Raw genomic sequence first — 26,151 nt, 5'->3', positions numbered from 1 at the left:
CCCCGTGGCTACTGCGGGTCGGGGGTTCCGTTCTCCCAGACGCAGGGGGAGTCGCTGCTGAGTGAGACGTCCAGGTGGTCGCCGCGGTCCCAGCTGTTGAGGGTGACGTAATAGCCGTCGGGCGTCTCCACGCTGTACCGGGGCTCGGGCTCGGTGCGGCCGTCGGTGTGCAGCCGGTATCCCTTCTGCTCCCAGAAGGCGGCAAGCGTCGGGATGGCCCGGTCGGCGGGCCAGCCACCGCCGGCCGGCGGCACGATGAGGTAACGCTTCTCCGCGAAGACGCGGCCGGCCGGCCCGCCGTCGGTGGGGTCGTCGCACGGCGCCGAGTCGACGTCGATGTTCACCTTCAGGGTGGCGCCGGCGGGGAGCTGGGCGAACGCTTCCTGGATCAGCTCCTCGACCCGCTGCGCGGCCTGCGCCTTGGTCTGGGTCGGCTGCACGGTCTTGTCCTCTCCGGTGCATGCGGCGGTTGCCAGCACTGCGGTCACCGCCGCTACCAGCAGCGCGCCGCGTCGTCGGATTGCCATGTCAGGGTGCACCTCGCTACTACAGCTTGCCGGTGACGATCATTGCGATGTTCTTGCGGGCGATGTTGTTGTCGTTCCAGTACGCGGAGTGGGTGGCGCCCTCGTTGTCCGGGTCGCCCGGGTCGCTGGCGAAGACCCGGGCCCCGAAGTCCAGGTCGCTCGGGTCGTTGCCGTGGGCCACGTCCAGGTCCGGCACGATGCGGATCATGTCGTGCGCCGCCCGGGTGGCGTAGACCTGCTCCGGCCGCACACCGCGCAGCTCGGAGGCGTGCTCCGCGTCGACCCCGGGCGATCCGACGAAGACCAGCGCGTCGGCGCTGATGCTCGGGTCCTTCGCACCGTAACCGATGACCGTGGAGCCGTAACTGTGCCCCAGCACGGTGTTGCGCGACGGCACGTCACCCTCGTGGGTGGCCCGCAGCCCGGTCTGGAAGCGGTCGAGCACGGGGCCGCCGTCCTCGGCATACCGGTCGAGCCCGGCGTCCGGCAGGATCGCGTCCGGGGCGTCGTAACCCATCCAGTAGACCGCGGCCGTGGACTTGTCCGGTGCCTCCATCGCGGCGTCGCCCGCCATGATGTCGGCCCGCGCGATGCCGCCGCCCGCCTTGGACAGGTCCTCGCCGGTCCCCGGCACGTAGGTGACCACGTTGTCGGCCGTGTCGGGGTTGCCGACCGCGACGATGGCCTTGCCGTCGCCGTCGGTGGAGAGCCCGACCAGATACGCGCCGGGTTTGCCGGGGTCGGCGAGCCGGGAACTGATCGCCTCCATGCCCCGGATGTTGCCGGCGGCGTCGGCACGCTGCGTCTCGAGCCGCAGCATCTCGTGGTCCATCATGGTGCGCGGGTCGCTCGCGTCCGGGTAGACCTCGCGGATGCGGCCCTGGTCGAACATGCTCTGCAGGTAGTAGATGCGCGCCTCGGTCGAGGCCAGCAGCTGCTGCTGCTCCCCGGTCGAGCGTTCCAGCACCGAGCGGTTCGCCACGTCGCGGTCGGTGACCGGGATGCCGTCGATCGACCCGACCAGGTCCGGATGCTCCAGGATGGCCTGTTCCTGCTGCTGCGGGGTGAGCGAGTCCCACCAGGTGTTGACCAGGCCGGGTGCGCGTTTCGCCTGCGCTTCGAGATCGGCACGGGAGACGCTCTCCAGCTGTCCCGTCCCGAACCCGGCCTGCGGCGACGGAGTGTTGACGGCGATGGCGTTGGCGGTCGAGTCGTCCAGCGCCCGCGCCCGCTCGACCACCGCCCGCAGGTCGTTGAGCAGGGCCCCGGTCTCCCGGGCGGTGTGCGCCAGGTTCCCGGCCGAGTAGGCGGAGGCCGGCGCGGTGATGGTGCCCGCTGCCGTGTCCACGGTGTAGCCGGCCTGCCGCGCCGAGGCGACTATCCCCTCCGCCTGCTGGCGCAGCGAGCTCATCCCGTACGCATGCTGGTCCGTCGCCTCGAAGATCCGCTTGGCCGGGTTGTAGGTGTTGCTCACCTCGGCGCGCAGCGCCGTGGCCCGCTCGGCTGCCGCCGCCGATCCGGTGCCGCTCGACCAGACCTCGGCGAGGTCCCGCGTTCCCCGGATCAGCTGCTCGGCGGCGTCGTCGAGGCTCTGCGCGAGCCGCTGCCACCGGTCCGCGGCCGTGTGCCATGGCCCGACGTCGACGGTGAGCAGATCCTGCAGACTCATCTCGCTCATGCCGCCGCCTCCGCTGCGCGCCGGCGTCGCCACGAGGTCGCAAGCTTGCTCATAACGGCACCCGGGATCCGCTGCGCCGCACGTTGTCGGCGTTCGCCTGGTCACGGGCCTGGTATTCCTGTGCGGCCCTGATCAGGCTCTCGCCGAACTCGGTGACCTGGCCGGTGAGCCGGCGCAGGTCCGCGAGCCAGGCCTTCTCGGCGGCCTGTGCCGCGGTGGCCGCCGAGGACCCGGCGCCCGGCGCGGGCGCGAGACCCGAGCCCGCGGCCTCGGTGGCCTGCCGCAACGTTGTCGCGGCGGCGGCCACCTCGGTTCCGATTCCGCGCAGGGCCACTACGTCGACCCCGAGTTGTCCGGGTGGCATGGGTGCCCTCCCCTCGTGCGTGCGGATTCAACGCTCGTCAAGGGGTACGCCGGCATCGATGCCCCGGTTCAATGCGGGCCCGCCGGAGCGGGCCCGCATCCACCTCAGGCGAACGCTTTCACCTCCAGGAGGCCGACCGAGGCGGCGCCACTGGTCAGGGCCACCCGCAGGCGGGTGGTGGAGACCTGGCCGAAGGTGACGTTGTTGTACTGGTCGGCGGCTGTCGGATATCCGCTGGGGGAGGGGACGTCGGCGTAGGCCGAGCCGGTCCAGTACTGCAGCTTCCACGACGCCGGCAGGTCGATGCCCTGGCCGTCGTCGAAGAAGTAGACCTGGGCGGAGCGCAGGGTCTGCGCCGACGACCAGGTCAGCTCGGCCCACTGCTGGCCCTGGTTGGGCCACGTCCCCCAGCGCGGGTTGACCGTGTCGTTGGAGGACGGTGGGTCGATGCCGTCGTTGAGCGCGGCGACGCTCTCCCACGACGAGGTGTAGGAGGCGCTGGGTGTGGCGGTCGAGGCCAGGTTCGGGTTCGCCGGGACGGTGCCCTGGCCGTAGAGCTTCACCTCGGTCAGGCCCACCTTGGCGGCGCCGGACGGCTGGGTGAACTGGATCCGCAGCCGCGACGTGCTGACCGGGGTGAAGGTGACCCGGTTGTAGTTCGACTGCGGGGTGCCCGGCGTCTTCACCTGCGACGCCGCGGCCACCCAGGCGGAACCGTTCCAGTACTGCACGGTGTACGCCGCGGGCGGCCGGTACCGGTTGCCGGCCCGGTCGTTGCGGAAGTACAGCCGGGCCTCGTTGACCGTCCGGTTCGCGCCGAAGTTCAGCTCGTACCAGTCGGTGGCGTTGGGGGTGCCGTAGCTGCCCCACAGCGGTGAGTTGGTGGGCAGGTCGTCGATCGCGGCGGCCGCCGACGTGCCCGAGGTGGTGTAGGACGCCGACACGGTCGCGCCCGCCGCCAGGTTGGGGGCGGTCGAGGTCAGGTCGACGCCCGCCTTGGCGAAGATGTCGACCATCCGGGCGCTGCTCTGCGCCACGTTCTGCGGCGCCTGCAGGCCGGAGAAGGCCACGTTGTGGGTGACCGTGCCGGCGCCGGACGGGAAGGTGACCGCGCCGGTGGCCGGGTTGTAGACGAAGCGGACCAGCCGGTCGACGGTGGCGACCCGGGTCCCGTTCAGATAGATCGAGTAGCCCTGCGGGACGCCGCTGTAGCGGGTCACCCCGTCGGCCGGGTCGTCCCAGACGACGGAGAGGTTCGCATTGCGGTACCGCAGGTTGTTGACCGCGAAGTGGCTCCAGCCGATGGTGATCGGCGCGAGCTCGATCTGGGTGTCGTTGCGCGGCCGCAACCCGGCCACGTCCTCGATGATCGTCCAGTTGCTGCTGCCGAGGATGTTGTGGTGGATCCACGAGCGGTAGTTGATGGTGCTGCCATTCCAGTCGGCCCAGAACTCGTTGGCGTCCGGCCAGGCGGTGTTGCCGCCGACGTACTGCGCCCAGGCGTTCCAGTACAGCAGCTTCTTGTAGTCCTCAGTGGTCATCCACGAGTTGGGGTAGTTGCGCAGCACCGACGAGTAGAGCCGGAACTGCACCGTCGAGTTGATCGTGGAGAAGTTGTTGCTGCCCGGGTTGCCGGCCGCCGCGGCGGCCGCCTTGTCCCGCTGGTTGGCGGTGTAGAACGGGAAGATCGGGTACTCGGCGGGGTCGGCGTACAGGCGCAGCGCCTCGCGGTACTGCGCGGTGTTCGGCATCAGGCCGACCGAGTACGGGTAGTAGTTGTTGATCTCCTTCCACGGCACGTGCGTGTTGGTCGACACGTGCTTGTGCTCCAGCAGCTGCCGCGACGGGTTCCACAGCGTGTTCACCACGCCGTCGCGGATCCGGTTGGCGAGCGTCTGCATCTCGGTCGCCTTGGCACTGTTGCCGAGCAGCGTGTAGGCGTCGCGGGCCGCGTTGGCGGCCGACCACACGTAGGCGGTCTCGGCGCGGTCCAGGTTGCCGGCCCGCCAGTGGAACGACACCGCGTCGGCGTCGTTGCCGGTCATCGCGCCCCAGTCGTACTCGATCACGCCGTTGTTGTTGGTGTCGTAGGTGGCGAGCTGGCCCTTGGCGTCACCCTCGGCGTAGCGGGCGAAGTTGCGCAGCATGGCCGGCTGCCCGCCGTGGATCTGGTACGCCCGCCAGGCCGCCTCGGCGATGTACTGGGTGTAGGAGTTCGACCAGTTCTCCGGGTCGCCGGGGTTGTCCATGAACCGGCCGTTCGCCGAGTACTGCCCGACGGCCAGATACGGCCCGTAGCTGTACTCCGCGTTGCGCAGGTACTTCAAGTCGTCGATGTGCATCGGCTGCGTCAAAGCGATCGCGTTGTTGTAGCCGGTGACACCCTCGATCGACTGCGGGAACTGGAAGTCCTGCCCGGGGATGTCGGCGTCCAGGTGGTTGAAGCGCATCAGCCACCAGCGGTAGTAGATGTTCTTCTTGATCGCCGCGTCCGGCACGTCGATGTAGGGCACGTTGTCGGCCCACCACCGGTTGTAGGCGCGGACGTGGGTGGCGAACGCGTCGGCTGCCGACTGCGCACGGTAGGAGTCGTACTCCGTACGCGACTGGGGGATCTCGGTGGTGACCAGGCCGAGTTGCACCTTGACGGTGACCGTCTGCCCGGCCGGCACCGTGACCGAGCGGCTGAGGCTGCCGCTGGCGGCGGTGAAGCCGTCGCCGGAGAGCCGCGGGTAGAGCGTGGTCAGGTTGTTCTTGACCGCCCGGGTGCCGGTCAGTTCGCTGCCGCTGACCGTCGTCGCGTAGGGCGAGGTGGCGTTCAGCTGGACGGTCGCCGAGGCGGACCCGGTGTTGACCACCGCGACGTTGGTGACCAGCACGTTGTTGTGGGTGATGAACTTCGTGACGTCGAGCCGCAGCGAGCCGCCGGTGTGCACGCTGCGCCAGTGACTCGGGGTCTGCCGGCGCTGGGCGGGCTGCTCGGTGAAGGTGCCCGGCGAGGCGGTGATCGCGTAGGCGTTCTGGCTGCTGATGTTGTCCCAGTAGGCGGCGTTGCCGCCGAAACCGATCACCGCGGGGTTGTGGGTGTACATGAACGCGGCGCGGCCGCGGCTCATCAGCCAGGTCCCGGCCGGGTCGTTCCCGGTACGGGCGAGCAGCCGGTCCATCCAGAAGTCGGTGCCGGAGGCCTCGGCGTCGTAGATGGCCCGCATGGTGTCGCCGGTGGAGTAGCCGACCGGTGGCGCGGGGATCGACCCGGCGCCGGTGAAGGTGGGGTAGCCGATGGTCTGCGCGGCGTGCGCGGGGGTCGCCGGCACGGTCAGCCCTGCGGCGACGAGGATCGCCGTGGTGAGGATGCGGCCGCTGCCAGGCCGGCGTTTGATGATCGGACGCTTGTTGACCGGGCGCTTGTTGACCGGGCGCTTGAAGATCGGGCGCTTGAAGATCGGGCGCTTGAAGATCGGCGGGCGCTTCATGACTGGAACGCCTTCCACTCAAGTACACCTGTGGAAAACCCGCTGCGCGACGTGATCAACAACCGCAACCTGGTCGTGTTGACGGTGTTGAACGTGATGGCGTTGTCAACATTGCCGGCCGTGCCACATGTTGATTGGCCGGGCACCGATACATATTGACTGCCGTTCCAGTACTGCAGTTGACACGACGCAGGCAGGTCAATGCCCTGGTTGTCGTCGAACCAGTAGACCGACGACCGGTTGATCGACCGGGCCGACGGCCACTGGTACTCGATCCACTGCGTCCCCTGCTGCGGCCAGTTGCCGTAGGCGAGGTTCGACCGGTCCTGCGAGTTCGCCGGGGTGCCGCCGTTGTTGATCGCGGCCAGGCTCTCCCAGGCCGACACGTGCGACGTCGACGCGGTCGCGGACGGCGCGATGTTGGTGCCGCTCCCGCCGCCGGTGCCCGGGTTGGGCGGCGGCCCGGTGCTGGTCTGCACGACCGGCTGGATCGTGCCGTCAGCGTTGAAGTACAACCGGTCGACCGCCACCGACCTGCGGAAATTGCCGCCGCCGGGCGCGTTGGCGTTGTGGTAGACGATGTACCACTGACCGTTGAACTCGACGACCCCGGCGTGATTGGTGGTCGACGAGACCTGACCCAGCACGATGCCGCGGTGCGTCCACGGGCCCATCGGATTCGTCGCGGTCGCGTACCGCTGGCAGGCGTAGTTGGCGTTGGTGACGCAGCCGCTGGTGTCGTTGGCGGCGTACATCATGTAGTAGAGGCCGTTGCGCTTGAACATCCACGGGGCCTCCCAGAAGTTGGTGAGTCCCGTCGGGGTGACGACCGAGCCGACCGTGTCGATCATGTTGCTGGCGAGCCGCACCGCCCGCGGTCCCCAGTAACCGCCCCAGTACAGGTACGCCTGGCCGTCGTCGTCCACGAAGACCGTCGGATCAATGTTGAGGCCCGACGAGTTCGGGGTGCTGTCGCTGATCAGCGGGCCGCCCTTGGCGTCGGTGAACGGGCCCAGCGGGCTGTCGCCGACCGCCACGCCGATGTTCATCCAGCCCGGGCCGTTGCCGTTGATCGAGGTGTACCAGTAGTACTTGCCGTTGCGCGGCTCCACCTCGCTGGCCCACGCGTCGGCACCCGCCCACGGGAAGGTCGCGATGTTCGCCCGCGCGCCGCGGTGCGTCCAGGTCGCCGCGTCGGTGGAGGAGAGCACGTGCCACTCGCGCATCACGAAGTTGTTGGTGCCGGTGGGCGCCTCGTCGCGGCCGGCGTAGACGTACAGCGTGTTGCCGACGACGAGCGGGGCTGGGTCGGCGGTGTAGATGCTGGTGATGATCGGGTTGGCGGCGTGTGCCGGGGCGACGGTCAGGGCGACCGCCGTGATCACCCCGCACGCGGCGGCTGCCCATCTTCGTAGGGACATGTCGACTCCTCTACTGACCGGTGGCGTTCAGTTGGGAAACCTCGGTCGCGGACAGCGCCCGGCTGTAGATCCGGACGTTGTCCACGGCCGCGGCGAGGTAGGGATCGTTCGCGTACTGGGAGCGGCCGATCCAGTTCTGGGTGGTGGAGCCGAGCGCGCTCGGGCGGACGGTGAGCGCGCTGTTGCGGGCCACCTCGGCGCCGTTGACGTAGAGGACGCCGAGGTTGCCGGTGTGGGTGACGGCGACGTGTGTCCAGGCAGCGGTGGGCAGCGCGGTCGGGGCGTCGATGCGCTGCTCCGAGACCGCGCCGCCGGTGGTGATCGCGTACCGCGCGGTGCCGGCGCTGCTGCGCGGGGTGAGGAAGAGGTAGGAGCCGGTGCCGCTGCCGAAGTCGAACACCCGCGTCCAGGTGGCGGCCGTGTCGATGCGCACCCAGGCGGCGATCGAGAACGAGGCCGCGCCGGCCAGGATCCCGGCGGGCAGCGCGATGTGCGCGTTCGCGCCGCTCAGCAGCACGCCGCGGCCGGTGCGCCCGGTGGTGCGGGAGGCCGCGCCGGCCAGGACGCCGTTCCAGCCGTTGCCGGTCGCGTCGACGACGGCGCTGCCGGAGGCCTCCTCGAACGGGTAGCGCGCCTCCCTCGGGGTGTTGCTGACGACGTTCCAGTACACCGAGTAGCGCTGACCATGGGTTTTGTAGAACGGCCGGAGCAGCACCGAGCCGGCGGTGTACTCCAGCGGGGCGGCCGCCGGGCGCAGCGCCGACGGGTCGAGCGACGGCAGCGCGCTCAGGTTGGTGCTGCCGAACTGTCCGGCCAGGACGATCGGGCCGTGCTTGACCGCGCGGACCGCCGGGTTGTCCGGGGTGGCTTCCAGCGCGAGAGTCATCGGCAGGCTGATGTCGACGGTGTCCCCGGACGACCAGGTGCGGTTGATCGCCAGGTAACTGCCGGGTGTGGGGGAGCCGGTGAGGGCGCCGTTGACGCGGACCTGGGCGCCGGCGGCCCAGGACGGGATGCGGACCCGCAGGTCGATCGGTCCCGAGCCGGTGACGGTCAGGCGGGACGTCGCCGTCTCCGGGAACGTGGTCTCCTGGCGTACGGTCAAGCCCCGGCCGGGCCAGGAAAGCGTGGCCGCGATGAAGAGATTGACCCACAGCGTGCGCGCGTTGTCGTGGAAGAAAATGCTGTCCGCGAACTTGGTGTTGGTCTCCATCCCGGTGCCGTGGCAGCAGGTGAAGTTGTCGTAATCGTTGCTGTAGGTCTTGATCCCGCCGGCCCGCAACGGCACGTAATAGCAGTGATGGCCGTGCGCCGAGCTCGGGTTCTGCGCCCCGAGCAGGTGGTTGTAGAGCGCCTTCTCGTAGAAGTCCATCCACTCGGCGGCCCGCGACGGGTCGGTGAAGAACAGCTGCCGGGTCAGCTTGAGCATGTTGTAGGTGTTGCAGCACTCGCAGGTGGTGTCGGACAGCTCGCTCGCGATCCGGTTCGGCGCCTGGAAATACTCGCCGTTGGAGTTGCCGCCGATCGCGTAGGAGTGCTGGCGCACCACGAAATTCCAGAAATTGACGGCGATCTGTCGATAACGGGTGTCGCCGGTGGCGTGGAAGCCGCGGATCGCCGCGATCGCCTTCGGGATCTGCGTGTTGGCATGGAACCCGGCCAGGGCGTCCACGTTGTTCGCCAGCGGGTCGAGCACCTGGGCGTGGTCGAAATACTGCGCCGTGGTCAGGTGCGCCGGGTTCTCGCTGAGCTGGTAGAGGTTGAACAGCGTCTCGCCGACCCCGCCGAACTCGACACGCAGCATCTGTTGACGCTGTGCATACGTCAACCTGCTGTTGCGGGCCTGCGCCCACGCCGCCTTGCGTTCCAGCACGGTGAGCGCCTGGGCGTTGCCGGCAAGCTGATGCATGTCCAGCAGGCCCTGCATGATCTTGTGCAGCGTGTAGTAGGGCGCCCACACCTGCTGGCCGGTCTCCACCCGGTCGATGAAGCTCTCCGGATAGGCCGACAGAAACCCGTTGGGTCGCTGGCAGAGCGCCAGTTGCGCGACCAGATGGTCGCCCTTGGTCTTGAAACCGGCTTCGCCGGTGCCGGCGTACGCCTGAGCGAGCGCACTGAGGACGTGGCCGATGGAGTGGCCCCGCAGCTCGGTGGTGGGTGACTCCCAGCCGCCGCACGGGGTCGCCGAGGACGGCAGCCCGGCGGTGACCCGGAACATGTGCAGCAGCCGGTCGGCGTTGAGGAAACGCAGGTAGGCGTGGGTGCGGGCGGCGTTGTCGGCGAACGGGCCGGCGCCCAGGCGGACGGCGGTGAGCGGGAACGCGTACGCCGAGACGCCGTTGTCGGGGCGGGCTTCGGCAGCGCCGGCCGGGTTCTCGTCGGCGAGCAGGAGGCCGCCCGCGGCACCGGCGCCCGCGGCGACGGCGCCGGTGCGCAGAAGGGAACGACGGGAGAGAGCAGGCTGGTCCATTTCGGGTGCCTTTCGTCGGCCCCGGCCGGGCACGACCCGGCCGGGGCTCTCGGTACGCGTGGATCAGTAGCCGTAGCGGCTCTTCAGATGCCGCCACCAGTCGCGGAACATCCAGGCGTCGAACTCGGTGATCGACGCGGAGCTGCCGGCGCGCATGATGAAGTTGCTGACGCCGCTCGGGGTCCAGTCGTAGAAGTCGTCCAGACCCCAGGTATGGCCGATCTCGTGCAGCAGGATGGTCATGTTCGCCGCGTTGAGGTTGTTCATGTAGTACTCGCGGCCCATCCGCTGGCCCCAGTCACCGCCGGCGCCGCCGCCGAAGCCGTCGGTCAGCCACAGTGACTGGTCGTAGTGCCGGGCGACGCCGCCGGGACAGCGCGGATACTGCCCGTTCTGGTTGAAGAACCGGCCGCACGGGACCGAGCACTGCGGCGCGTTCTCCCGGATGTCGTTCACGTAGATGTCGACCGAGTTGTCGCTCCACTGCAGTTGCGAGCGGTTGCGCACGGCCCAGCCGACCACCCGGATCGGCACCTCGGTGTACGGCCAGGCGTTGTGGCCGACCAGCTCGTCCATCCACTTCTTGTACTGACGGGCCAGGGTGGCGTGGATCTGGTCGCGCTGGGCCGCGGTCACGGTCGCCGAGGAGTCCCAGCGGACGCAGTAGTTGATGTAGCCACGGTTGGCCATCACCTGGTCCCAGCCGTAATTGCGGAAGCCGTACAGATTGCCGTTGTTGTAGGTCTGCTCCTGGTGCTGCCATACCTGGTTGAGCGGGGTGACCAGATGGGCCGGCGGGCTCCAGGTCGCGGGTGCGGCGTGCGCCGGCGCCGGAATCAGGCTGACGGCCACCAGTGCGGCGGTGATCGCCGCGAGGATTCGTGTTCGCACGGAACCTCCATAGACAAGCATCGATCTTTTAGGTGGTGGTGCACCCCCGTGCGTGATTCGTGATGGTCGCCGGGCATCGACTCGCGGCAGTGCCCCTGAACCGCGAGGTGACCCGGCAGAGGGCTCCGTCCTCTGTCGGTGCTGAAGGTCAGGGTTCCCTACGAAAACGTTTTCGGCAAGATGTGCATCGCGTTAACTCTGGGATGTGAGATCCCGCTGCTCGCGTCCCCCGCGGGCGGTGCGTCCCGCACCGAAAGGCCGGTTGACGGGCGGGGAAGAGCAGTGTCCGCTGAGGACATGACTGCGATTGTGGGCCTGGCCCGGCGCGGCTCCGTCTTCATCGGCGGCGACAGCGCGGGGGTCAGCGGCATGAACCTGTCCGTACGCGCCGACAGCAAGGTGTTCCACAACGGTGGCTACCTGTTCGGGTTCACCACGTCGTTCCGGATGGGGCAGCTGATCCGCTACTCGCTGACCCCGCCGGCGCCGGAGGGCGACCTCGACCGGTTCATGGCCACGGCGTTCGTCGACGCGCTGCGGGACTGCCTCAAGAGCGGTGGGTGGGCGCGCAAGGAGGACGAGCAGGAGCTGGGTGGGACGTTCCTCGTTGGTGTGCGGGGGCGGCTCTTTGCCGTGCACGACGACTATCAGGTGGCCAGCGCGGCTGACGGTTATGCCGCGGTCGGTTGCGGTGATCAGGCGGCGCTCGGCGCGCTGTATGCGACGGGGAGGACAGGCCTCAAGCCGGCTGCCCGGATCCGGGTCGCGCTGGGCGCGGCGGAGAGGTTCAGCGCGGGTGTGCGCGGGCCCTTCCTCTGCATGGCGTTGCGGAAGAAGGGGCGGGCAGAGCTGCTCGATTGATCCCGACCTGGCGCGCGGCCTTGTCTCGCTGTTGCTCATGCTGGGACTCGCCAGCCCGCGATCAATCCCGCACGCAGCGGGCCCCTGGCCGGGCAGCTTCCGCGGTCGGGGCTGCCCGCCACCCGATGTCCTAGATCATCTCCGGCTGCCAGCCAGAGTCGCCTCTCACCCCCTGAACAAGCCCTGCACGTCAGCCGAACCGTCCTGCTGACGCGCAGTGTTCCCTTGGGCCTGCTGCGCAGGCGCTGCCTGCCAGCTGGATTGCCGGGCTGACGTGCGGTGTTGCCTGGGGCGTGCTGAGCGGGCACTGGCCGGCAGCCGGATTGGCCGGCTGGCCGGCGGTGCCGTGCAGCGGCGCCGGGGCGAGCGCTGCTGGTCAGCCGAGGTCGCTTGGCTGATCGGCGGTGCTGCGAGGGCGCAACAGCGAGCCGCGGATTCTGACTGTGGGCAGTGCCTTGCCTCAGTGGGTGACCTGGTCGGGGAGGACGGCCAGGCCGGCTCGCGCGACGATCTGCTGCAGGGCGGCGACGTGATCGGCGAAGGCCTGGCGGCCCAGCTCGGTCAGCCGGGCCGAGGTGCGCGGGCGCTTGCCCACGAAGCTCTTGCGGATCTCCACATAGCCGGCGTCCTCCAGCGTGGTCAGCTGCTTGGACAGCGCCGAGTCGGAGAGGGCGAGGCTGTCGCGGAGGAACTTGAACTCCGCCCACTCGGTCGCAGCCAGCAGACTGACCAGCGACAACCGGGTAGGGGCGTGGATCAGTTCGTCGAAGATGGGGGTGTCGCTCATCGGGAGCCACCCGCCAGCGGCCGGGACAGCATCAGCCGGCGCAGGTGGGTCATCAGGAGCGGGCCGCCGGCGGCCAGGCCGAGGGCGACGGGCACGCAGGCGAGAGTCCCGGGCATCGGCACGCCCAGCTCTTCCAGGAGGAAGCCGAGCACCAGGCCGAGCGCGACCAGGCTGAGGGTGAAGGCCGCGATGGCGAGGCCGCCGCGCACCCCCAGCAGATCCGGCCGGACCTGCACCTTCGCCTTGCGCACCATGGCCAGGATCAGCGCCGACAGGCTCAGGGCGTAGACGACGCTGCCGGTGGCGACGAGCCAGCCGATCTCACTCTCCACGGCGGCGACGAACAGCACCATGAGACCGCCGATGCTGAACCAGAACCAGGACGGGACAAGGTTGCTGTCGACGACCTGCGCGCGGCGGGCCTGCATTTCGGCTAGAGCCAGCTCGGCGTCGATGGGTGGAATGGTCATCGCTTCCTCCTCGGGCATGTACTTGCCTACTAGGAAAGTAGCCTCCACTTTCCTAGTAGGCAAGTACTTTCCTCAAGGTCAGAGCGGGATGGCTCCAGAGGGCACGGTGATGACCACATTGCCGACCTTGTGGCCGCTGTCCACATATCGGTGAGCGGCCACGATCTCGTCGAGCGGATAGGTGCGGTCGACGACGATCTTCAGGTCACCTCGCTCCAGCAGGCCGCGCAGCTCGGCGAGGGCCGCGTGCTTGCGTACCGACATGCCGGTGCGCACCCGCGGGCCGCCGGTCAGCGCGGTGCGCAGCTGGAGCACGTTGTTGACCAGGCCGGTCGTCGGCAGGTAACTGCCGCGTGGCGCCAGCACCTTCCGGCACTGCGCGAACGAGCTGCGCGACACCGTGTCGAACACGACGTCGTAGCGCTCGCCGGAGGTGGCGAAGTCCTCCACCGTGTAGTCGATGACCCGGTCCGCCCCCAACGACTCCACCAGCTTGACGTTGCGGCCGCTGCACACCCCGTGGACCGTGGCCCCGGCCCGTTTCGCGACCTGCACGGCATAGGTCCCGATGCTCCCGGAGGCGCCGATGACGAGCACCCGCTGACCGGGCCGAACCCGCACCGTCTGGCGCAGGAAATGCCAAGCGGTGGTGAAACCGTCCACCGTGGCGGCCGCCTCCGGATAGCCGACACCCGGCGGGATCGTCGTGAACGACGCCTTCTCGGCAAGGCACTTGAACTCGGCGTTCGCCCCGACGGCGAATCCGGTGAAGCCGAAGACCCGGTCGCCGGTCCGGTACCTGCGGACCTGCGGGCCGATCGCCGTGACCTCGCCGGCGAACTCCAGGCCCAGCACGCGAATGCCGGACCGGGGCCGGAACGGGCCGATGATGACGCGCCCCCACCGGGGCTCGCCGCGCCGCATCCCGCACTCGGCGGATGTGACCGTGGTGGCGTGCACCCGGATCTGCACCTGGTCGCCGCGCGGCTCGGGCTTCGGCAGCTCGACCTGGGTGAGCACTTCGGGTGGTCCATACCTGTGGAACATCACCGCACGCATCCCATCATCGTGAACGAGTGATGCTGTGACCGCGCTGAGTGGCGGTGGCACGACCACGAGTGAACCGAAGCGGCGCGCAAGGCGTACACCAGGGCATCCGTAACGCGGTGAGGGGGACAACCATGGCCGATCGCCTGCAAGTGGACCTTGTGCTTCTCGAATCGATCTCCAGCCGGCTGCGGCGGTCCAGCGAGATGCTCGGCGCCACGCGGGCCGGCACGCCGGCCGCGCCGGACGCCGGCGAAGCCACACCGATCTTCGCCGAACTGCTCAGCCGGCTCTCGGAGAGCTCCGCCAACCTCGTTGCCGGCCTCCAGGAGGCCGGGACGCTGGTCGCCGAGGCGAGTCAGACGTACGCCGCACGCGACGCCGCCGCCGGGCGGACCATAGACGGGGCCTACTGATGTCGATCGACACCCGTCTCGACGGTGATCCGGCCCAGATGTACGCGGCTGCCCGCTGGCTGCGTGACGAGCTCGGCTTCGAGGTGAGCGCGGGCGCGTCCACGCTGCGGTCGGTGGGCGCGGACGCCGCGGAGAATTGGCGTGGCACTGCCGGAACCACGTTCCACAGCCGGATGTCCGGCGCCGCCGCGAAAGCTGACGCCCTGTACAGCGAGATCCAGACCACGGCGGGGGTGTTCACCGGGTACGCCGATCGGCTCGCCGGTGCGCAGGGCCGGATGGCCCGGGCGCGGGAAATAGCGGCCGCCAACGGCTTGACCGTTTCGGGTCAGGTGATCCTGGAACCAGGGGCGGGGCCGGACGCGTCGAACCCCGCCGGCGGAGCGGCAGCGATGGCCGACCATCAGCGCAGAGTGCAGGCCTACAGCCTGGCGCAGGGCGAGGTCGAGGGCGCCCGTGCCGAGATGGCGGCCGGCACCGAGATCGCCCGGGGTGCGCAGAGTTCCGCCCGTGCCCGGCCGCTGCTGCAACAGAACGACGTGCTGCACGGCGGCGCCGCACCGGCCAACGCGAGCAAACCGGCCGAGCCCGGCCCGGCCGGCACCGCGGCGCCGGAGGTGAGCAGGCAGCTCTATCCCGGTCCCGACGGCAGTGCCGTGCCGCCCACGAGTAACCGTCCGCCCGACGGCCCCGGCAGCGCATCCGGCGAGGCCCGCGGAACCCCGGAGCAGAACGGCAGCACAGCCACTCTCCCTCCGAACGCGAGTAAGCCTTCGGAGGGTGGGCCGAGCGCTGGTGGTGAGGCGCGGTCGGGTTTGGAGGAGCGTTCGCGTAACGGTGATGGTGGCGGTGGGTTGCCGTCGAATGCGAGTAAGCCTTCGGAGGGTGGGCCGAGCGCCGGCGGTGAGGCGCGGTCGAGTCTGGAGGAGCGCTCCCGCAGCGAGGAGGGCGGCGCCGCAGCGCCGCCGAACGCGAGCAAGTCGGACGAAGGCACCGGCAGGGCGCCGGAGGACGGTCGCGGCGAGCTCAACGACCAGACAGGCGGCGCCAGGAAGCCCGAGGAGGGCCGGGGCGAGCTGAACGACCCAGCGAGTGGCGGCGCGGTGGCCGGTGGTGCGAGCAAGCCGGATGAGGCGCGGATTGCGCCGAACGAGCATGCCGGCGGTGCGAGCGAGCCGGATGAGGCGCGGATTGCGCCGAACGAGCATGCCGGTGGTGCGAGCAAGCCGGATGAGGCTCGGATTGAGCCGAACGAGCAAGCCGGCGGCGCCAGGAAGGCTGAGGGCGAGCGGGGTGAGCTGAACGACCAGACGAGCGGGGGAGCCAGGAAGCCCGAAGAGGGACGGGCTGAGCAGGCCGGCGGCAGCGGCGAGGCAGCAGGGGCCGCGGCGGAGCGCAGCCGCAACGCCGGCTAGCTAGCGGCTGTCCTTGCGGGCCTGCCGGCGGGCGCCCTGGGCGCGCGTCGAGGCGTGGCGTTTGGTCAGCTCGACCGATTGCGGCCGGCGGTCCTTGCGCTGGGGGTGCAGCTTCGGGACCGCCGGCGGCTCGGAGGACACGCCGCGGGCCGTGCGTTCCTCGGCGTGCCGTTCGGCTTCCAGCGACTCGGCGCTGGCCTGCGCGGCCAGCGCCAGGTGCCGGCTCACGGTGGCGAGGATGACCTCGAAGACCTCGGCCTTGGCCCGTTTGCGGCTGTTCTGCGCGTGGGCCTTTCCACGTCCGCCGGCCTCCGGGACCCGGGTGGCGGCGCGGCGCCGGTAGACCTTGACGTGTTTGTTGCGGGCGCGGCGGACCCGGGTGTGCAGCTCGATCAGCGCGTCCTCGTCCAGGCCGGCCAGCCGGTCCGGATCGGCCTCGCGCACGATCGCCAACTCCGCCTCGGAAAGGGAACCCAGCAGCAGATCCATGCGCCCACGCTAGGAAGGCCGGCGGGCCGCCCGCCTCATCCGAGAAGGATGATTGATCCGCTCATTTTCCCGTCGTGCTGGGCGTCTCGTCGTACGCGGGGTAGCCGAGCAGTTCGACGAGGTTGCCGGTGGCCTTGGTGAACGCCTCGGTGATGTCGTCGTCGAAGTGGTTGCGCCAGTCGCCGGGCTGACCCTTGCGGTAGTGCGACACGGCGCCGGTGCCCTTGCGGTCGTTCATGTTGGAGAAGCTGTACCGCGACAGCAGGGTCGCCATCTCGGCCGGCGGGATCGCGATGCCGCAGTGGCGCATCAGCTGGTCCACCTCGTTCGCCTGGTTCTCGCCGACGAGATCCTCGTAGCGGAACAGCCGCACCTCCTCGGAGGGCGGTGCGACGGCCCACGACCGGACCGCCTTGAAGGTGCCCTTGGCGGTCAGATTGTCGATCAGGTAGAGCAGCCCTTCCTTCCGCGGCAATTCGTGGAGAACCTTGCGGACCTCCAGCACGTCGCCCATAGGGGCGTGCGAATTGCGGGTGGAGAAGTAGCTGGAGACCAGCATGTCGCGCGGGTCGCGCATGACGAAGAATGCCCGGTATTTGTCCGGCTTCGGGATCTTGTCGAAGCGTTTACGGGAGAAGAACAACGACAGCGCGATGCGGTTCGGCGGCGTGACCCGGGGATGGCTCCAGTTGTAGAACCGCGGGTCATAGGTGAGCAGGCCGGAGTGCCGATAGGTGATCGGGTCGCTGAAGAGTTCCTTTATCCACTGGCTCGCGGTCTTGCGCACTGCGCAGTGATAGATGTTCACGTATTCACTGCGCGTGACCACCGGAACGGTGAGCCGCAAACGCGTGTTGTGTGCTCCCAGCAGCGTGCGGCGCGTCATCACCCGCATGGGCAGGGGCGCGTTCTGCTTGGCGAACATGACAGTGCGGTTGAACATCGTCCTTTACCTGCGCAGTCGGGGGCACGCGGTCCGTCAGTGGGATTCTGGCGTCGAACGCGCCGGAGCTTACAACAATTTTGACGGGGTTACTACAGATGATCTTCACAGCTATTTATAAGAATCGATATGTACGCAAGCCCACACTATGTTTACGACCGGTCGGTCGTTTAGTACGGTGAGCGGCATGACGACGCAGGACGGCCGGCTGATCCGCGGCGAGCGGACCCGCACCGCGGTGCTGGACCAGGCGCTGCTGCTCGCCACCGTGGCCGGGCTCGACGGCCTCTCGCTGAGCCAGGTCGCCGACTCGCTGCGGGTCAGCAAGTCCGGCCTCTTCGCGCACTGGCGTTCCAAGGAGGCCCTCCAGCTCGCGGTGATCGACCACGCCCGCGCACAGTGGACCGACCGGGTCATCCGGCCCGCGCTCGCCGAGCCGGCCGGGCTGCGCCGGCTGTGGGCCGTGCACCACCACCGGCTGGCGTTCTACGAGGCCGGCGTCCTGCCCGGTGGCTGCTTCTTCGCCAACGCGCACTTCGAGTTCAACGCCCGGCCGGGGGTGATCCGCGACCGGCTCGCCGCCGAGCTGACCGACTGGATGACCTTCCTGACCGGAGTGGCGACCGAGGCCGTCACCCGCGGCGAGGTGCCGGCCGGTGTGGACGCGGCCGGCCTCGCCTATCAGACCGAGTCGCTCGGTGTCTGCGCCGTCATGCAGGCGCCCGTGCTCGGCCCCGAGACCACCTTCCGCCAGGCGCGCCGCGCTCTGCACGACCACCTGCGCGCTGTCGCCACCGACCCGACGATCCTTCCGGAGCTGACATGACCACCGTGACCGAAGCCCCCACCGTCGCCCACGGCGACGTGGTGCGCATGCCCGTGCACTTCGACGACCTCGACGCCATGGGCATGCTGCACAACTCCCGTTACGCGGTGCTGGTCGAGCGCGCCATGACGCTCTGGTGGACCGAGCGCGGTGTGTCGTTCACCGGCGGCCGCCCCACCACGCCGGACGCCTTCAACGTCGTCCGGGAGTACGGGATCACCTTCCACCGCCCGGTCCGCGGCACCGGGGACGTGAGCGTGCACTTCTGGCTCGACCGGCTCGGCACCTCCAGCGCGGAGTACCGGTTCCGGGTGACCTCCACCGACGGCGAGACGGTCTACGCGGAGGGTCGCCGGGTCAACGTGCGCCTCGACCCGGCGACCATGCGGCCGGCGGCCTGGAGCGAGCACGCCCGGGAGATCGCGGGTGCTCTCCTGCGTACGGATCAGGGTCAGTAGGAGAGACCACCCGCGGCGCCGAGCATCGCGCTGCCGTGACCACCCAGCCAGCCCTCGGCCGCGGCGGCGTGCTGGCTGAAGGTGTGCATGTCGCGGAAGCGACGCTGGATCGGCGAGCTGTCGCGGGCGGCCTGGCCGCCCGCGGCGCGGTAACAGGTGTCGACGGTGGACAGCGCGGCCTCGGTGACCCAGGCGAGCGTGGCGGAGACCCGCGGGCCGGCTGCGGCCAGGCCGGCCGGGTCGGTGGAGCACAGCTCCCACACCTCGTCGGCGGTCGAGGCGAGCAGGGCCCGCGCGGCACGCAGGGTCAGGTCGGCGCGGCCCAGGTTCACCTGGAAGAGCTGACTCTCGGTGAGCTTCGCGCGGGCGTACAGACGCTGTTTGCCGCCGGTCGCGAGAGCGACCGTGTCGTCCAGCGCGCCCTGCGCGATGCCGACCGCGACCGCGCCGAGGTGCAGCACGAAGTGCATCAGCGGGGCGACGAAGCCCGGGCCGGGGACTGAGGACGTGCCGGCGAACAGGTCGAAGGTGTGCTCGGCGGGCACGTGCACGTCGCTGAGCTCGACGTCGTGCGAGCCGGTGCCGAGCAGGCCCAGCACCTTCCAGGTGTCGACGATCCGGGCCTGCGAGGCCGGGACCAGCATGGATCGCATCCGTGGCGTCTCCGGGTCGATCGGCGCGACCAGGCAGTTGCCGAAGATCCAGTCGGCGTGGGTGCTGCCGCTGCCGAACGCCCAGCGGCCGTCCACCCAGTAGCCGTCGGCGGTGGGGGTGGCCGTGCCCTGCGGGCTGAAACCGCCGGCCACGATCACGTCCGGCCCGGTCGCGTAGATCTTGTCGAAGGTCTCCCGGCCGAGGAACGCGAGCAGTTGCGGCGTCTCGGACCCGATCATGACGGTCCAGCCGACCGCCGGTTCGGCCGTGGCGAGCGTCTCCAGGACCGCCATCCCGGTCCGCAGGTCCAGCTCGTGCCCACCGTGCGAGCGCGGCACGAACATCCGGAAGAAGCCGGCCGCCTTGAGCTCGGCGACGAGGTCCGCGGGGAGCTGCCGCGCCGCGTCGAGCTCGGCCGAACGGGCTTGCAGGGACGGCGCCAGCTCGTTCGCGCGACGAAGCACCTCATGCATGTGTTCCTCCTGGTGGAATTCGGGTTCGGCACCATCCAAACCGGAACGTGTCCCGGCCGGACAGGGACCGGTGTCCCGGCCGGCCGGGAAAAACGCCGGTCAGGGAGGAACGCTAGGTGCGCCGCGGTGCGCTGTCGTCCACCCGCGGGCGCGGCCGCCTCCGTCCCGATGCTGATCCCGGGTCGTCCACCAGACGGATCTCAGCGCTCGGCCGCCGCCTCCGCCGGCTCCACCATGGGCAGGTCACGCAGCGTACGCATCGGCGACAGCACCCAGATCAGCGGCGCGAGGAGGGTGACCGCGCCGAAGACGAACAGCGTGGCCCGCGCGCCGAGCTGGGTGGCCAGCGCCCCGGCGGCGAGCCCGCCGACCGGGATCGCGCCCCAGGACACGAACCGCACCGTGGCGATCACCCGGGACAGCAGCTCGGGCGGGCTGGCGATCATCCGGTAGGTGCGGGTGGTCACGCTGAGCACCACCACCGACCCGGCGAAGATCAGGTTGCCGGCGGCGAAGGCGACCGGGCCGCCCGCGGGGATCAGCAGCGCGCCACCCACCCCGGCGAACCCGGCGATGATCAGGCCGCGGGCGGTGCCGAACCGGTCGGTGAACCGGGTGGTCACCGCGGCGCCGATCAGCGAGCCCAGGCCGTCGGCGGCGAGCAGCAGCCCGACCAGGCCGGGCGAGGCGTGCAGCTCGCGGATCAGGTAGAAGGCGAACAGCGCGTGGAAGGCGCCGTTGACCAGGTTGACCGCGGTGGCCGCCCACATGCCCGGGGCCATCACCGGGTGCCGCGTGACGAAGTGCCAGCCCTCGCGGATCTGGGCGAGCATCGACGTCCGTGCGGCCGGCGCCGGGTTTCGCCGGGCCGGGAGGGTGCGCAGCAGCACCGCCGAGATCAGGTAGCTCACCGCGTCGCAGAGCAGTGTCGGCGCCGCACCGAGCAGCTGCACCGCGAACCCGCCCAGCGACGGGCCGCCGAGCTCGGTCACCGCGTGGGTGCCGGAGGTGAGGCTGTTGCGGGCCTGCAGCTGCTCGGCCGGGACGATCTCCGGCAGGAACGTCTGGTTCGCGACCGCGAACAGCACGTTCGCCACGCTCACCACCAGCGCCACGGCGAGCAGCTGGGCGAGGCTCAGCACCCCGGCCCACCAGGCCAGCGGGAGGGACAGCACGGCCACGGCGCGGACCAGGTCCGCGCCGACCTGGACACCCCGCAGCGGCAGGCGCTGCACGATCACTCCCGCGGGCAGGCTGATCACCAGGTACGCCAGATAGCCCGCCGCCGTGAGCAGGCCCATCTCGAAGGCCGACGCGTCCAGGACGGTCAGCGCGGTCAGGGGCAGCGCCACCGTACCGATCGCCGAGCCGAGCCCGCTCGTGGTGCCGGCCGCCCACCACCGCCAGAACGCAGTAAGTTTCATATTGGAACGCACTATAGTCGTGGGGGTGAAGAGAGTCGACCTCGCCGACGCGGACTGTGGCATCGCCCAGGCCGTGGGCGTGCTCGGTGACTGGTGGACGTTCCTGCTGATCCGCGACATCGCCGGCGGCGTGACCCGCTTCGACGCCCTGCAGCGCGCCCTCGGGATGAGCCGGCGGGCGCTGGCCGAGCGGCTCGCCGAGCTGACCGACCACGGGGTGCTGCAGCGCCGGCGCTACTCCGACCGTCCGCCGCGCTACGACTACCTGCTCACCGCCAAGGGCGAGGGTCTGCTGCCGGTGCTGATCGCTCTGCAGGAGTGGGGCGACCGGCACCTGATGGGCGACGGCACGCTCACCGCGACCGCTGAGGCCGGCTCGGCCGAGTCCCGGCGGGTGCACGCGCTGGCCGGCCGCAAACTGCCCGAAATCGAGCTGACCAGCCATCGCGGTCAGCCGGAGCCGCTGGCTCGGGAGAACCGGTGGACCGTGCTCTACTGCTTCCCCGGAGCGTTCGTGCCCGGCGCGCAGGGCTACCCGCCCTACTGGCCGGAGATCCCCGGCGCGGCCGGCTGCACCCTCGAGTCGACGACCTACGCCGCCCGGTCCGCCGACTTCACGGCCGCGGGCGCCCGCGTCCTGGGCGTGAGCACCCAGCGCCCGGACCAGCTGGCCGCCTTCGCCGAGCACGCCGGGCTGCCGTTCCCGCTGCTCTCCGACCAGGACCAGCGCCTCGCCGCGGCGCTGCTGCTACCGACCTTCCGGGCCGCCGGGGTGGACCGGCTGAAACGGCTCACCCTGCTCATCGACCCGGCGGCCACGGTGCGGGCGGTGCAGTTCCCGATCACCGACCCGGCCGGCTCGGTCGACGAGATGCTGCGCCAGGTGTCGGCGGCGCGCTGAACTCCGCAATCCGCAACGGGCAGGCGCCCCACGAGGCGGTCTGCCTCTGGGGCGCCTGCGCGCGGCGGATGTCAGACGGCCGCGGTCACCGGCTGGGTGGTGGTGGACCGGGCCGGCTGGCGCAGGACCAGCAGGCTCACCACGAAGGCGGCCAGCAGCAGGCCGGCCGAGGTGGTGAAGGCGAGCCGGTAGCCGTCGGTGAGGGCGAGCGCCTGGTCCTGGCCGGCGGCGAGCAGGTGCTCGGTGCGGGAGGCGGCCAGGGTGGAGAGCACCGCGACGCCGATCGCCATGCCGACCTGCTGGGTGGTGTTGAACAGGCCGGAGGCCAGGCCGGCGTCGCTCTCCCGGGCGCCGGACATGCCGAGCGTGGCCAGCGCGGGAAGCACCAGGCCGCCGCCGGAGATCAGCAGCATCACCGGCAGCAGGTGGGTGACGTAGCCGGCGTCCACCGGGATGCGGGTGAGCAGGCCCATCGCCGAGATGAGGAGCACCAGGCCGGACAGCAGGACGGTGCGGGCACCGAACCGGGCGGTCAACCGGGCCGAGGCGAACAGCGAGATCGCGCCGATGCCGACGGCGGCGGGCAGCATCGCCAGGCCGGTCTCCAGGGCGCCGTAACCGAGGACTTTCTGCATGTAGAGGGCGACCAGCACCTGGAAGGCGAACATGCCGGACAGCGACAGCATCTGGGCGATGTTGGCGCCGGTGACGTTGCGGGAACGCAGGATGCGCAGCGGCATGAGCGGGGCCTGCGCGGTGGCCTGCCGGATCACGAAGGCGGCGAGCAGGGCCAGCGAGACGGCCCCGAGGCCGAGGGTGTGTGCGGCGATCCAGCCGTACTGCTCCACCTTGACCACGGTGTAGATGCCGAGCATCAGGCCGGAGGTGACCAGGACGGCCCCGATGACGTCGGCGCCGGCGGCCAGGCCGGCGCCCCGGTCCTTCGGGAGCGCGACGAGGGCCAGGGCGAGGGTGGCGATGCCGATCGGCACGTTGATGAAGAAGATCCAGGGCCAGCTCAGCAGGTCGGTGAGCACCCCGCCGAGGACCTGGCCGATGGAGGCGCCGGCGGCCCCGGTGAAGCTGAAGATCGCGATGGCCTTGGCGCGCTCGGCCGGCTCGGTGAAGAGGGTGACCAGGATGCCGAGGACCACCGCGGCGGCCATCGCGCTGCCGATGCCCTGCAGAAACCGGGCCGCGATCAGCAGGCCGGGGGTGGTGGCGAAGCCGGCGAGCAGCGAGGCGGCGGTGAACAGCGCGTTCCCGGCGAGGAACATCGTGCGGCGGCCGAGCAGGTCGCCGAGCCGGCCGGCGAGCAGCAGCAGGCCGCCGAAGGGGATCAGGTAGGCGTTGACCATCCAGCTCAGCCCGGCCGGTGTGAAACCGACGTCCTGCTGGATGGCGGGCATCGCGACGGTGACGATGCTGCCGTCGAGGACGGTCATCAGCCCGGCGGCCGAGAGGACGGCGAGGGCGGTCCAGCGTGAGTGCGACATCGGTCTCTCCTCAGGAAGGGGTTCCTGAGGAGAGACGTTAGCAGATAGTCCCGAAGCAGACGATATTTTTCGGGACTACTTTGTGCGCTCCCGGGCCCGCCGGGCCGGCGCGCTCTCGGCCGGTGTCGCGAGATGCCCGGTGACCAGGCGATTCAGGGCGCGGACCAGGATCTCGCGCTCGTCCTCGGGTAGGGCGCTCAGGGCGTCGCGGTGCACGCCGTCGACGATCCCCTGACTGCGGGCGGCGATCTCGGCCCCGGCCGGGGTGACCGCGATGATCCGCGCCCGGCGGTCGGTGCTGGACGGGCGGCGCTCGGCGAATCCTGCCTTCTCCAGGGCGTCGACGGTGACCACCATGGTGGTCTTGTCCATGTCGCCCAGCTCGGCGAGCTGGATCTGGGTGCGCTCCGCCTCCAGCGCGTGCACCAGCACGCAGTGCATGCGCGCGGTCAGGCCGATCTCGGCGAGCGCCGCGGCCATCCGGGTGCGCAGCACGTGACTGGTGTGGTCGAGCAGGAAGGACAGGTCGGTCTCGGTGCGGGTCGGCGCCATGGCGGTCATGTCTCCAGCATAGTTTCGCTGTAGATAATCCGCGACCAATCGCTTTTCTCCGTACGCTAGGGTGCGCTCTAGCGACAAGTATCGATGGATGACGGATGAGGTGCGCGATGACCACTCCGGCCGAGCAGGCGAGGCGAACCGACTCCGTCGCGGCGTTGCAGCGGCTGCTCCCCGTCGACCTGGTCGAGCGCGGAGGCCGCCCGTTCGATCCGCCCGCGGGGCTGCGGCAGCGGCGCGGCCACGGCGCCGTGCAGCCGCTGACGCTCGCCAACGGCGCCGGCGCCTGGCTGGTCACCGGCCTGGAGGAGGCCCGCGCGGTGCTCGGTGACGTCCGCTTCAGCTCCGACCGGGTCCGGCACCCCGGCGCCACCCGGCCGCAGCCGGCCGCGCCGCACGCCGGCGAGCGCACCGACGGCAACTTCGTCTTCATGGACCCGCCCGAGCACACCCGGCTGCGCAGGCTGCTGACCGGCCAGTTCACCGTCCGGCGGATGCGCGCCCTGGAGTCGCACATCAGCGACATCGCGGTGCGGCACATCGAGGCGATGCGGGCCGCCGGGACTGAGGCGGACCTGGTGCCGGCGTACGCGCTGCCCATCCCCTCGCTGGTGATCTGCGAGCTGCTCGGGGTCGACTACGCCGAGCGGGCCGAGTTCCAGGAACGCACCGCGATCGCGCTCAACTCGACGACACCCCCGCCGGAGCGCGCCCGTGCCGCCACCGAGCTCTACCGCTTCATGGGGAAACTGGTCGCCGCCAAACGCGCCGAGCCCGGGGACGACCTGCTGTCCGGTCTGATCCGCGACGCCGACCCGCCGCTGACCGACGCTCAGCTGACCGACGTGGCCGTGGTCCTGCTCGGCGCCGGCCACGAGACCACCGCCAACATGCTCGGCCTGAGCACCTTCGCGCTGCTGCGCAACCCCGAGCAGCTCGCCGCGCTGCGCGCCGACCCGGCTCTGCTGGACAGCGCGATCGAGGAGCTGCTGCGCTTCCTGTCGATCATCCAGATGGGCGTCAGCCGGGTCGCCACCGAGCCGCTGACCGTCGGCGGCGTCGACATCCCGGCCGGCGCCACGGTCGTCATCGCCACCCCCGAGGTCAACCGCGACCCGCGCCAGTGGGACGACCCCGACCGGCTCGACCTGCACCGGCGCCGCGCCTCGCACCTGGCCTTCGGCCACGGCATCCACCAGTGCCTGGGGCAGCAGCTGGCCCGGGTCGAGATGCGGGTCGGCCTCGGCGAGCTGTTCGCCCGGCTGCCGCGGCTGCGCCTGGCCGTCCCCGCCGATCAGGTGCCGCTGCGCAACGAGATGCTGATCTTCGGGGTGCACTCGCTGCCCGTCACCTGGGCGTGACGTCCCGCGGGCCGAGCAGCGCGCGGGCGAAGCGGGCCTCGAGCAGGGCCGAGCCGCGCACCACCGCGGGCAGGGTGATCGCGAACAGCACCGCCAGGACCAGGTAGAAGCCGACCGCGGTCAGGTATCCCTCGCCGAAGCCGAGCAGCTCCGGCAGATCCCGCTCGTCCGGGCCGTTCGGCAGCGACCAGCCCCACAGCGACCAGGTGAGCGAGCCGAGCATCCCGGCCCACCACGCGAGCACCAGCGAGAACGCGACCGTGCTGGGCACGAAGCGCAGCGAGGCGTGCGCCAGGTCGCGCCACGACTGCGGGTCGGCGAGCACGGCGAGCAGACGGCGGACCAGGCCCGGGCCGTTCGCGGTGCGGTAGGCGGGCTGCGGCATCGGCTCGCCGAGCACCGCTGAGATCCGGCTGCGCTCGGTGACGGCGAAGCCGCGGGCCAGCATCATCGCGGCGGCCAGCAGCGGCACGCCGACCCAGACCACCGCCAGGCCGAGGCCGGCCGCGACGCCGGTCAGGCACAGGATGACCGCGGCCAGGCCGAGCGGCATGCCGGTCAGGACGTACCGGGTGTCGGCGCCGAGCCGGCGCAGCGCCCGGGTGGCCGGGGCGGGAGCGAGGGGCACATCGAACGGGGTCGTCGTCATGCCCTTGACGCTAGGCGCGGCAAACCGCCCAGCCGATCCGGTTGGCTCCCCGGCTGTGGGTAGGGCTACCACTACCCTCCGGCCGATTATCGTGAC

24 protein-coding genes are annotated in these 26,151 nt (G+C 70.5%); 7 read left to right on the top strand and 17 right to left on the bottom strand.

Annotated elements, in window-relative coordinates:
- Positions 1–8 precede the first annotated feature (8 nt).
- The 7 genes from AB0F81_RS19755 to AB0F81_RS19725 all read right to left on the bottom strand — a co-directional run bounded on the left by AB0F81_RS19755 (position 9) and on the right by AB0F81_RS19725 (position 10,827).
- Entirely contained in the window at positions 9–527 is a 519-nt protein-coding gene (locus AB0F81_RS19755) for a hypothetical protein (RefSeq protein ID WP_360199191.1), read from the bottom strand.
- Between the two features lie 19 nt (positions 528–546).
- Positions 547–2,196, bottom strand: a complete 1,650-nt coding sequence (locus AB0F81_RS19750; protein ID WP_360199235.1) for an alpha/beta hydrolase — start codon at positions 2,194–2,196, stop codon at positions 547–549.
- Between the two features lie 58 nt (positions 2,197–2,254).
- Positions 2,255–2,569 (bottom strand): type VII secretion target, encoded by a 315-nt coding sequence (locus tag AB0F81_RS19745; protein ID WP_360199189.1) that lies wholly within the window; start codon positions 2,567–2,569, stop codon positions 2,255–2,257.
- A gap of 104 nt (positions 2,570–2,673) precedes the next feature.
- Entirely contained in the window at positions 2,674–6,045 is a 3,372-nt protein-coding gene (locus AB0F81_RS19740; RefSeq protein ID WP_360199187.1) for a discoidin domain-containing protein, read from the bottom strand.
- Positions 6,042–7,466: a glycoside hydrolase family 43 protein gene (locus tag AB0F81_RS19735; RefSeq protein WP_360199185.1), complete on the bottom strand. Its 1,425-nt coding sequence runs from the start codon at positions 7,464–7,466 to the stop codon at positions 6,042–6,044. Before AB0F81_RS19735 ends, AB0F81_RS19740 begins: the two co-directional genes overlap by 4 nt.
- Positions 7,467–7,476: 10 nt before the next feature.
- Complete coding sequence (locus AB0F81_RS19730; RefSeq protein ID WP_360199183.1) at positions 7,477–9,936, bottom strand: beta-L-arabinofuranosidase domain-containing protein; 2,460 nt, start codon at positions 9,934–9,936, stop codon at positions 7,477–7,479.
- A 63-nt stretch (positions 9,937–9,999) separates the two neighbouring features.
- Positions 10,000–10,827, bottom strand: coding sequence for a hypothetical protein (locus AB0F81_RS19725; protein WP_360199181.1), 828 nt, complete (start codon positions 10,825–10,827; stop codon positions 10,000–10,002).
- Between the two features lie 297 nt (positions 10,828–11,124).
- On the opposite strand from AB0F81_RS19725, the gene AB0F81_RS19720 reads away from it, so the two are divergent.
- Positions 11,125–11,688 carry a hypothetical protein gene (locus AB0F81_RS19720; protein WP_360199179.1) on the top strand — a complete coding sequence of 188 codons (564 nt, stop codon included), beginning with the start codon at positions 11,125–11,127 and terminating at the stop codon, positions 11,686–11,688.
- Between the two features lie 460 nt (positions 11,689–12,148).
- Here the strand turns inward: AB0F81_RS19720 and AB0F81_RS19715 are convergent, their stop codons facing one another.
- From AB0F81_RS19715 to AB0F81_RS19705, 3 genes are all read right to left on the bottom strand, one after another.
- Positions 12,149–12,475, bottom strand: coding sequence for a transcriptional regulator (locus tag AB0F81_RS19715; protein WP_360199177.1), 327 nt, complete (start codon positions 12,473–12,475; stop codon positions 12,149–12,151).
- Positions 12,472–12,945 carry a hypothetical protein gene (locus tag AB0F81_RS19710; protein ID WP_360199175.1) on the bottom strand — a complete coding sequence of 158 codons (474 nt, stop codon included), beginning with the start codon at positions 12,943–12,945 and terminating at the stop codon, positions 12,472–12,474. The genes AB0F81_RS19715 and AB0F81_RS19710 overlap by 4 nt, the downstream gene beginning before the upstream one ends.
- A gap of 78 nt (positions 12,946–13,023) precedes the next feature.
- On the bottom strand, positions 13,024–14,004 hold the full coding sequence (locus AB0F81_RS19705) for an NAD(P)-dependent alcohol dehydrogenase (RefSeq protein ID WP_360199173.1): 981 nt from the start codon (positions 14,002–14,004) through the stop codon (positions 13,024–13,026).
- Between the two features lie 149 nt (positions 14,005–14,153).
- On the opposite strand from AB0F81_RS19705, the gene AB0F81_RS19700 reads away from it, so the two are divergent.
- A complete protein-coding gene (locus tag AB0F81_RS19700) occupies positions 14,154–14,408 on the top strand; it encodes a hypothetical protein (RefSeq protein WP_360199171.1) in 255 nt (84 codons plus the stop codon).
- A gap of 113 nt (positions 14,409–14,521) precedes the next feature.
- Entirely contained in the window at positions 14,522–15,823 is a 1,302-nt protein-coding gene (locus AB0F81_RS19695) for a hypothetical protein (RefSeq protein WP_360199169.1), read from the top strand.
- Here AB0F81_RS19695 and AB0F81_RS19690 read toward each other — a convergent pair whose 3' ends face one another.
- Positions 15,824–16,312 carry a hypothetical protein gene (locus AB0F81_RS19690; protein ID WP_360199167.1) on the bottom strand — a complete coding sequence of 163 codons (489 nt, stop codon included), beginning with the start codon at positions 16,310–16,312 and terminating at the stop codon, positions 15,824–15,826.
- Between the two features lie 61 nt (positions 16,313–16,373).
- On the bottom strand, positions 16,374–17,255 hold the full coding sequence (locus tag AB0F81_RS19685; RefSeq protein ID WP_360199165.1) for a sulfotransferase domain-containing protein: 882 nt from the start codon (positions 17,253–17,255) through the stop codon (positions 16,374–16,376).
- A 187-nt stretch (positions 17,256–17,442) separates the two neighbouring features.
- Between AB0F81_RS19685 and AB0F81_RS19680 the strand changes: the two genes are divergently transcribed.
- Together AB0F81_RS19680 and AB0F81_RS19675 are read left to right on the top strand one after the other, a co-directional pair.
- Positions 17,443–18,081, top strand: coding sequence for a TetR/AcrR family transcriptional regulator (locus AB0F81_RS19680; RefSeq protein WP_360199163.1), 639 nt, complete (start codon positions 17,443–17,445; stop codon positions 18,079–18,081).
- Positions 18,078–18,539, top strand: a complete 462-nt coding sequence (locus AB0F81_RS19675; protein WP_360199161.1) for a hotdog domain-containing protein — start codon at positions 18,078–18,080, stop codon at positions 18,537–18,539. Before AB0F81_RS19680 ends, AB0F81_RS19675 begins: the two co-directional genes overlap by 4 nt.
- Here AB0F81_RS19675 and AB0F81_RS19670 read toward each other — a convergent pair.
- Together AB0F81_RS19670 and AB0F81_RS19665 are read right to left on the bottom strand one after the other, a co-directional pair.
- A complete protein-coding gene (locus AB0F81_RS19670; protein WP_360199159.1) occupies positions 18,533–19,666 on the bottom strand; it encodes an acyl-CoA dehydrogenase family protein in 1,134 nt (377 codons plus the stop codon). The genes AB0F81_RS19675 and AB0F81_RS19670 overlap by 7 nt on opposite strands.
- A gap of 200 nt (positions 19,667–19,866) precedes the next feature.
- Positions 19,867–21,090: an MFS transporter gene (locus AB0F81_RS19665; protein ID WP_360199157.1), complete on the bottom strand. Its 1,224-nt coding sequence runs from the start codon at positions 21,088–21,090 to the stop codon at positions 19,867–19,869.
- Positions 21,091–21,115: 25 nt separating this feature from the next.
- On the opposite strand from AB0F81_RS19665, the gene AB0F81_RS19660 reads away from it, so the two are divergent.
- Positions 21,116–21,991 (top strand): winged helix-turn-helix transcriptional regulator, encoded by an 876-nt coding sequence (locus tag AB0F81_RS19660; RefSeq protein WP_360199155.1) that lies wholly within the window; start codon positions 21,116–21,118, stop codon positions 21,989–21,991.
- A 71-nt stretch (positions 21,992–22,062) separates the two neighbouring features.
- Here AB0F81_RS19660 and AB0F81_RS19655 read toward each other — a convergent pair whose 3' ends face one another.
- Complete coding sequence (locus AB0F81_RS19655) at positions 22,063–23,487, bottom strand: MFS transporter (protein ID WP_360199153.1); 1,425 nt, start codon at positions 23,485–23,487, stop codon at positions 22,063–22,065.
- Between the two features lie 75 nt (positions 23,488–23,562).
- Positions 23,563–24,048 (bottom strand): MarR family winged helix-turn-helix transcriptional regulator, encoded by a 486-nt coding sequence (locus tag AB0F81_RS19650; RefSeq protein WP_360199151.1) that lies wholly within the window; start codon positions 24,046–24,048, stop codon positions 23,563–23,565.
- 107 nt (positions 24,049–24,155) lie between these two features.
- On the opposite strand from AB0F81_RS19650, the gene AB0F81_RS19645 reads away from it, so the two are divergent.
- Entirely contained in the window at positions 24,156–25,406 is a 1,251-nt protein-coding gene (locus AB0F81_RS19645) for a cytochrome P450 (protein ID WP_360199149.1), read from the top strand.
- On the opposite strand, the gene AB0F81_RS19640 is transcribed toward AB0F81_RS19645, so the two are convergent.
- A complete protein-coding gene (locus tag AB0F81_RS19640) occupies positions 25,393–26,055 on the bottom strand; it encodes a sensor domain-containing protein (protein WP_360199147.1) in 663 nt (220 codons plus the stop codon). The genes AB0F81_RS19645 and AB0F81_RS19640 overlap by 14 nt on opposite strands.
- Positions 26,056–26,151 lie beyond the last annotated feature (96 nt).

It is taken from the genome of Actinoplanes sp. NPDC024001, assembly GCF_040638955.1.
GTDB lineage: Bacteria > Actinomycetota > Actinomycetes > Mycobacteriales > Micromonosporaceae > Actinoplanes.
Note: the sequence above shows the minus strand (reverse complement) of the source record. Positions and strands in the feature narration are given on the sequence as shown.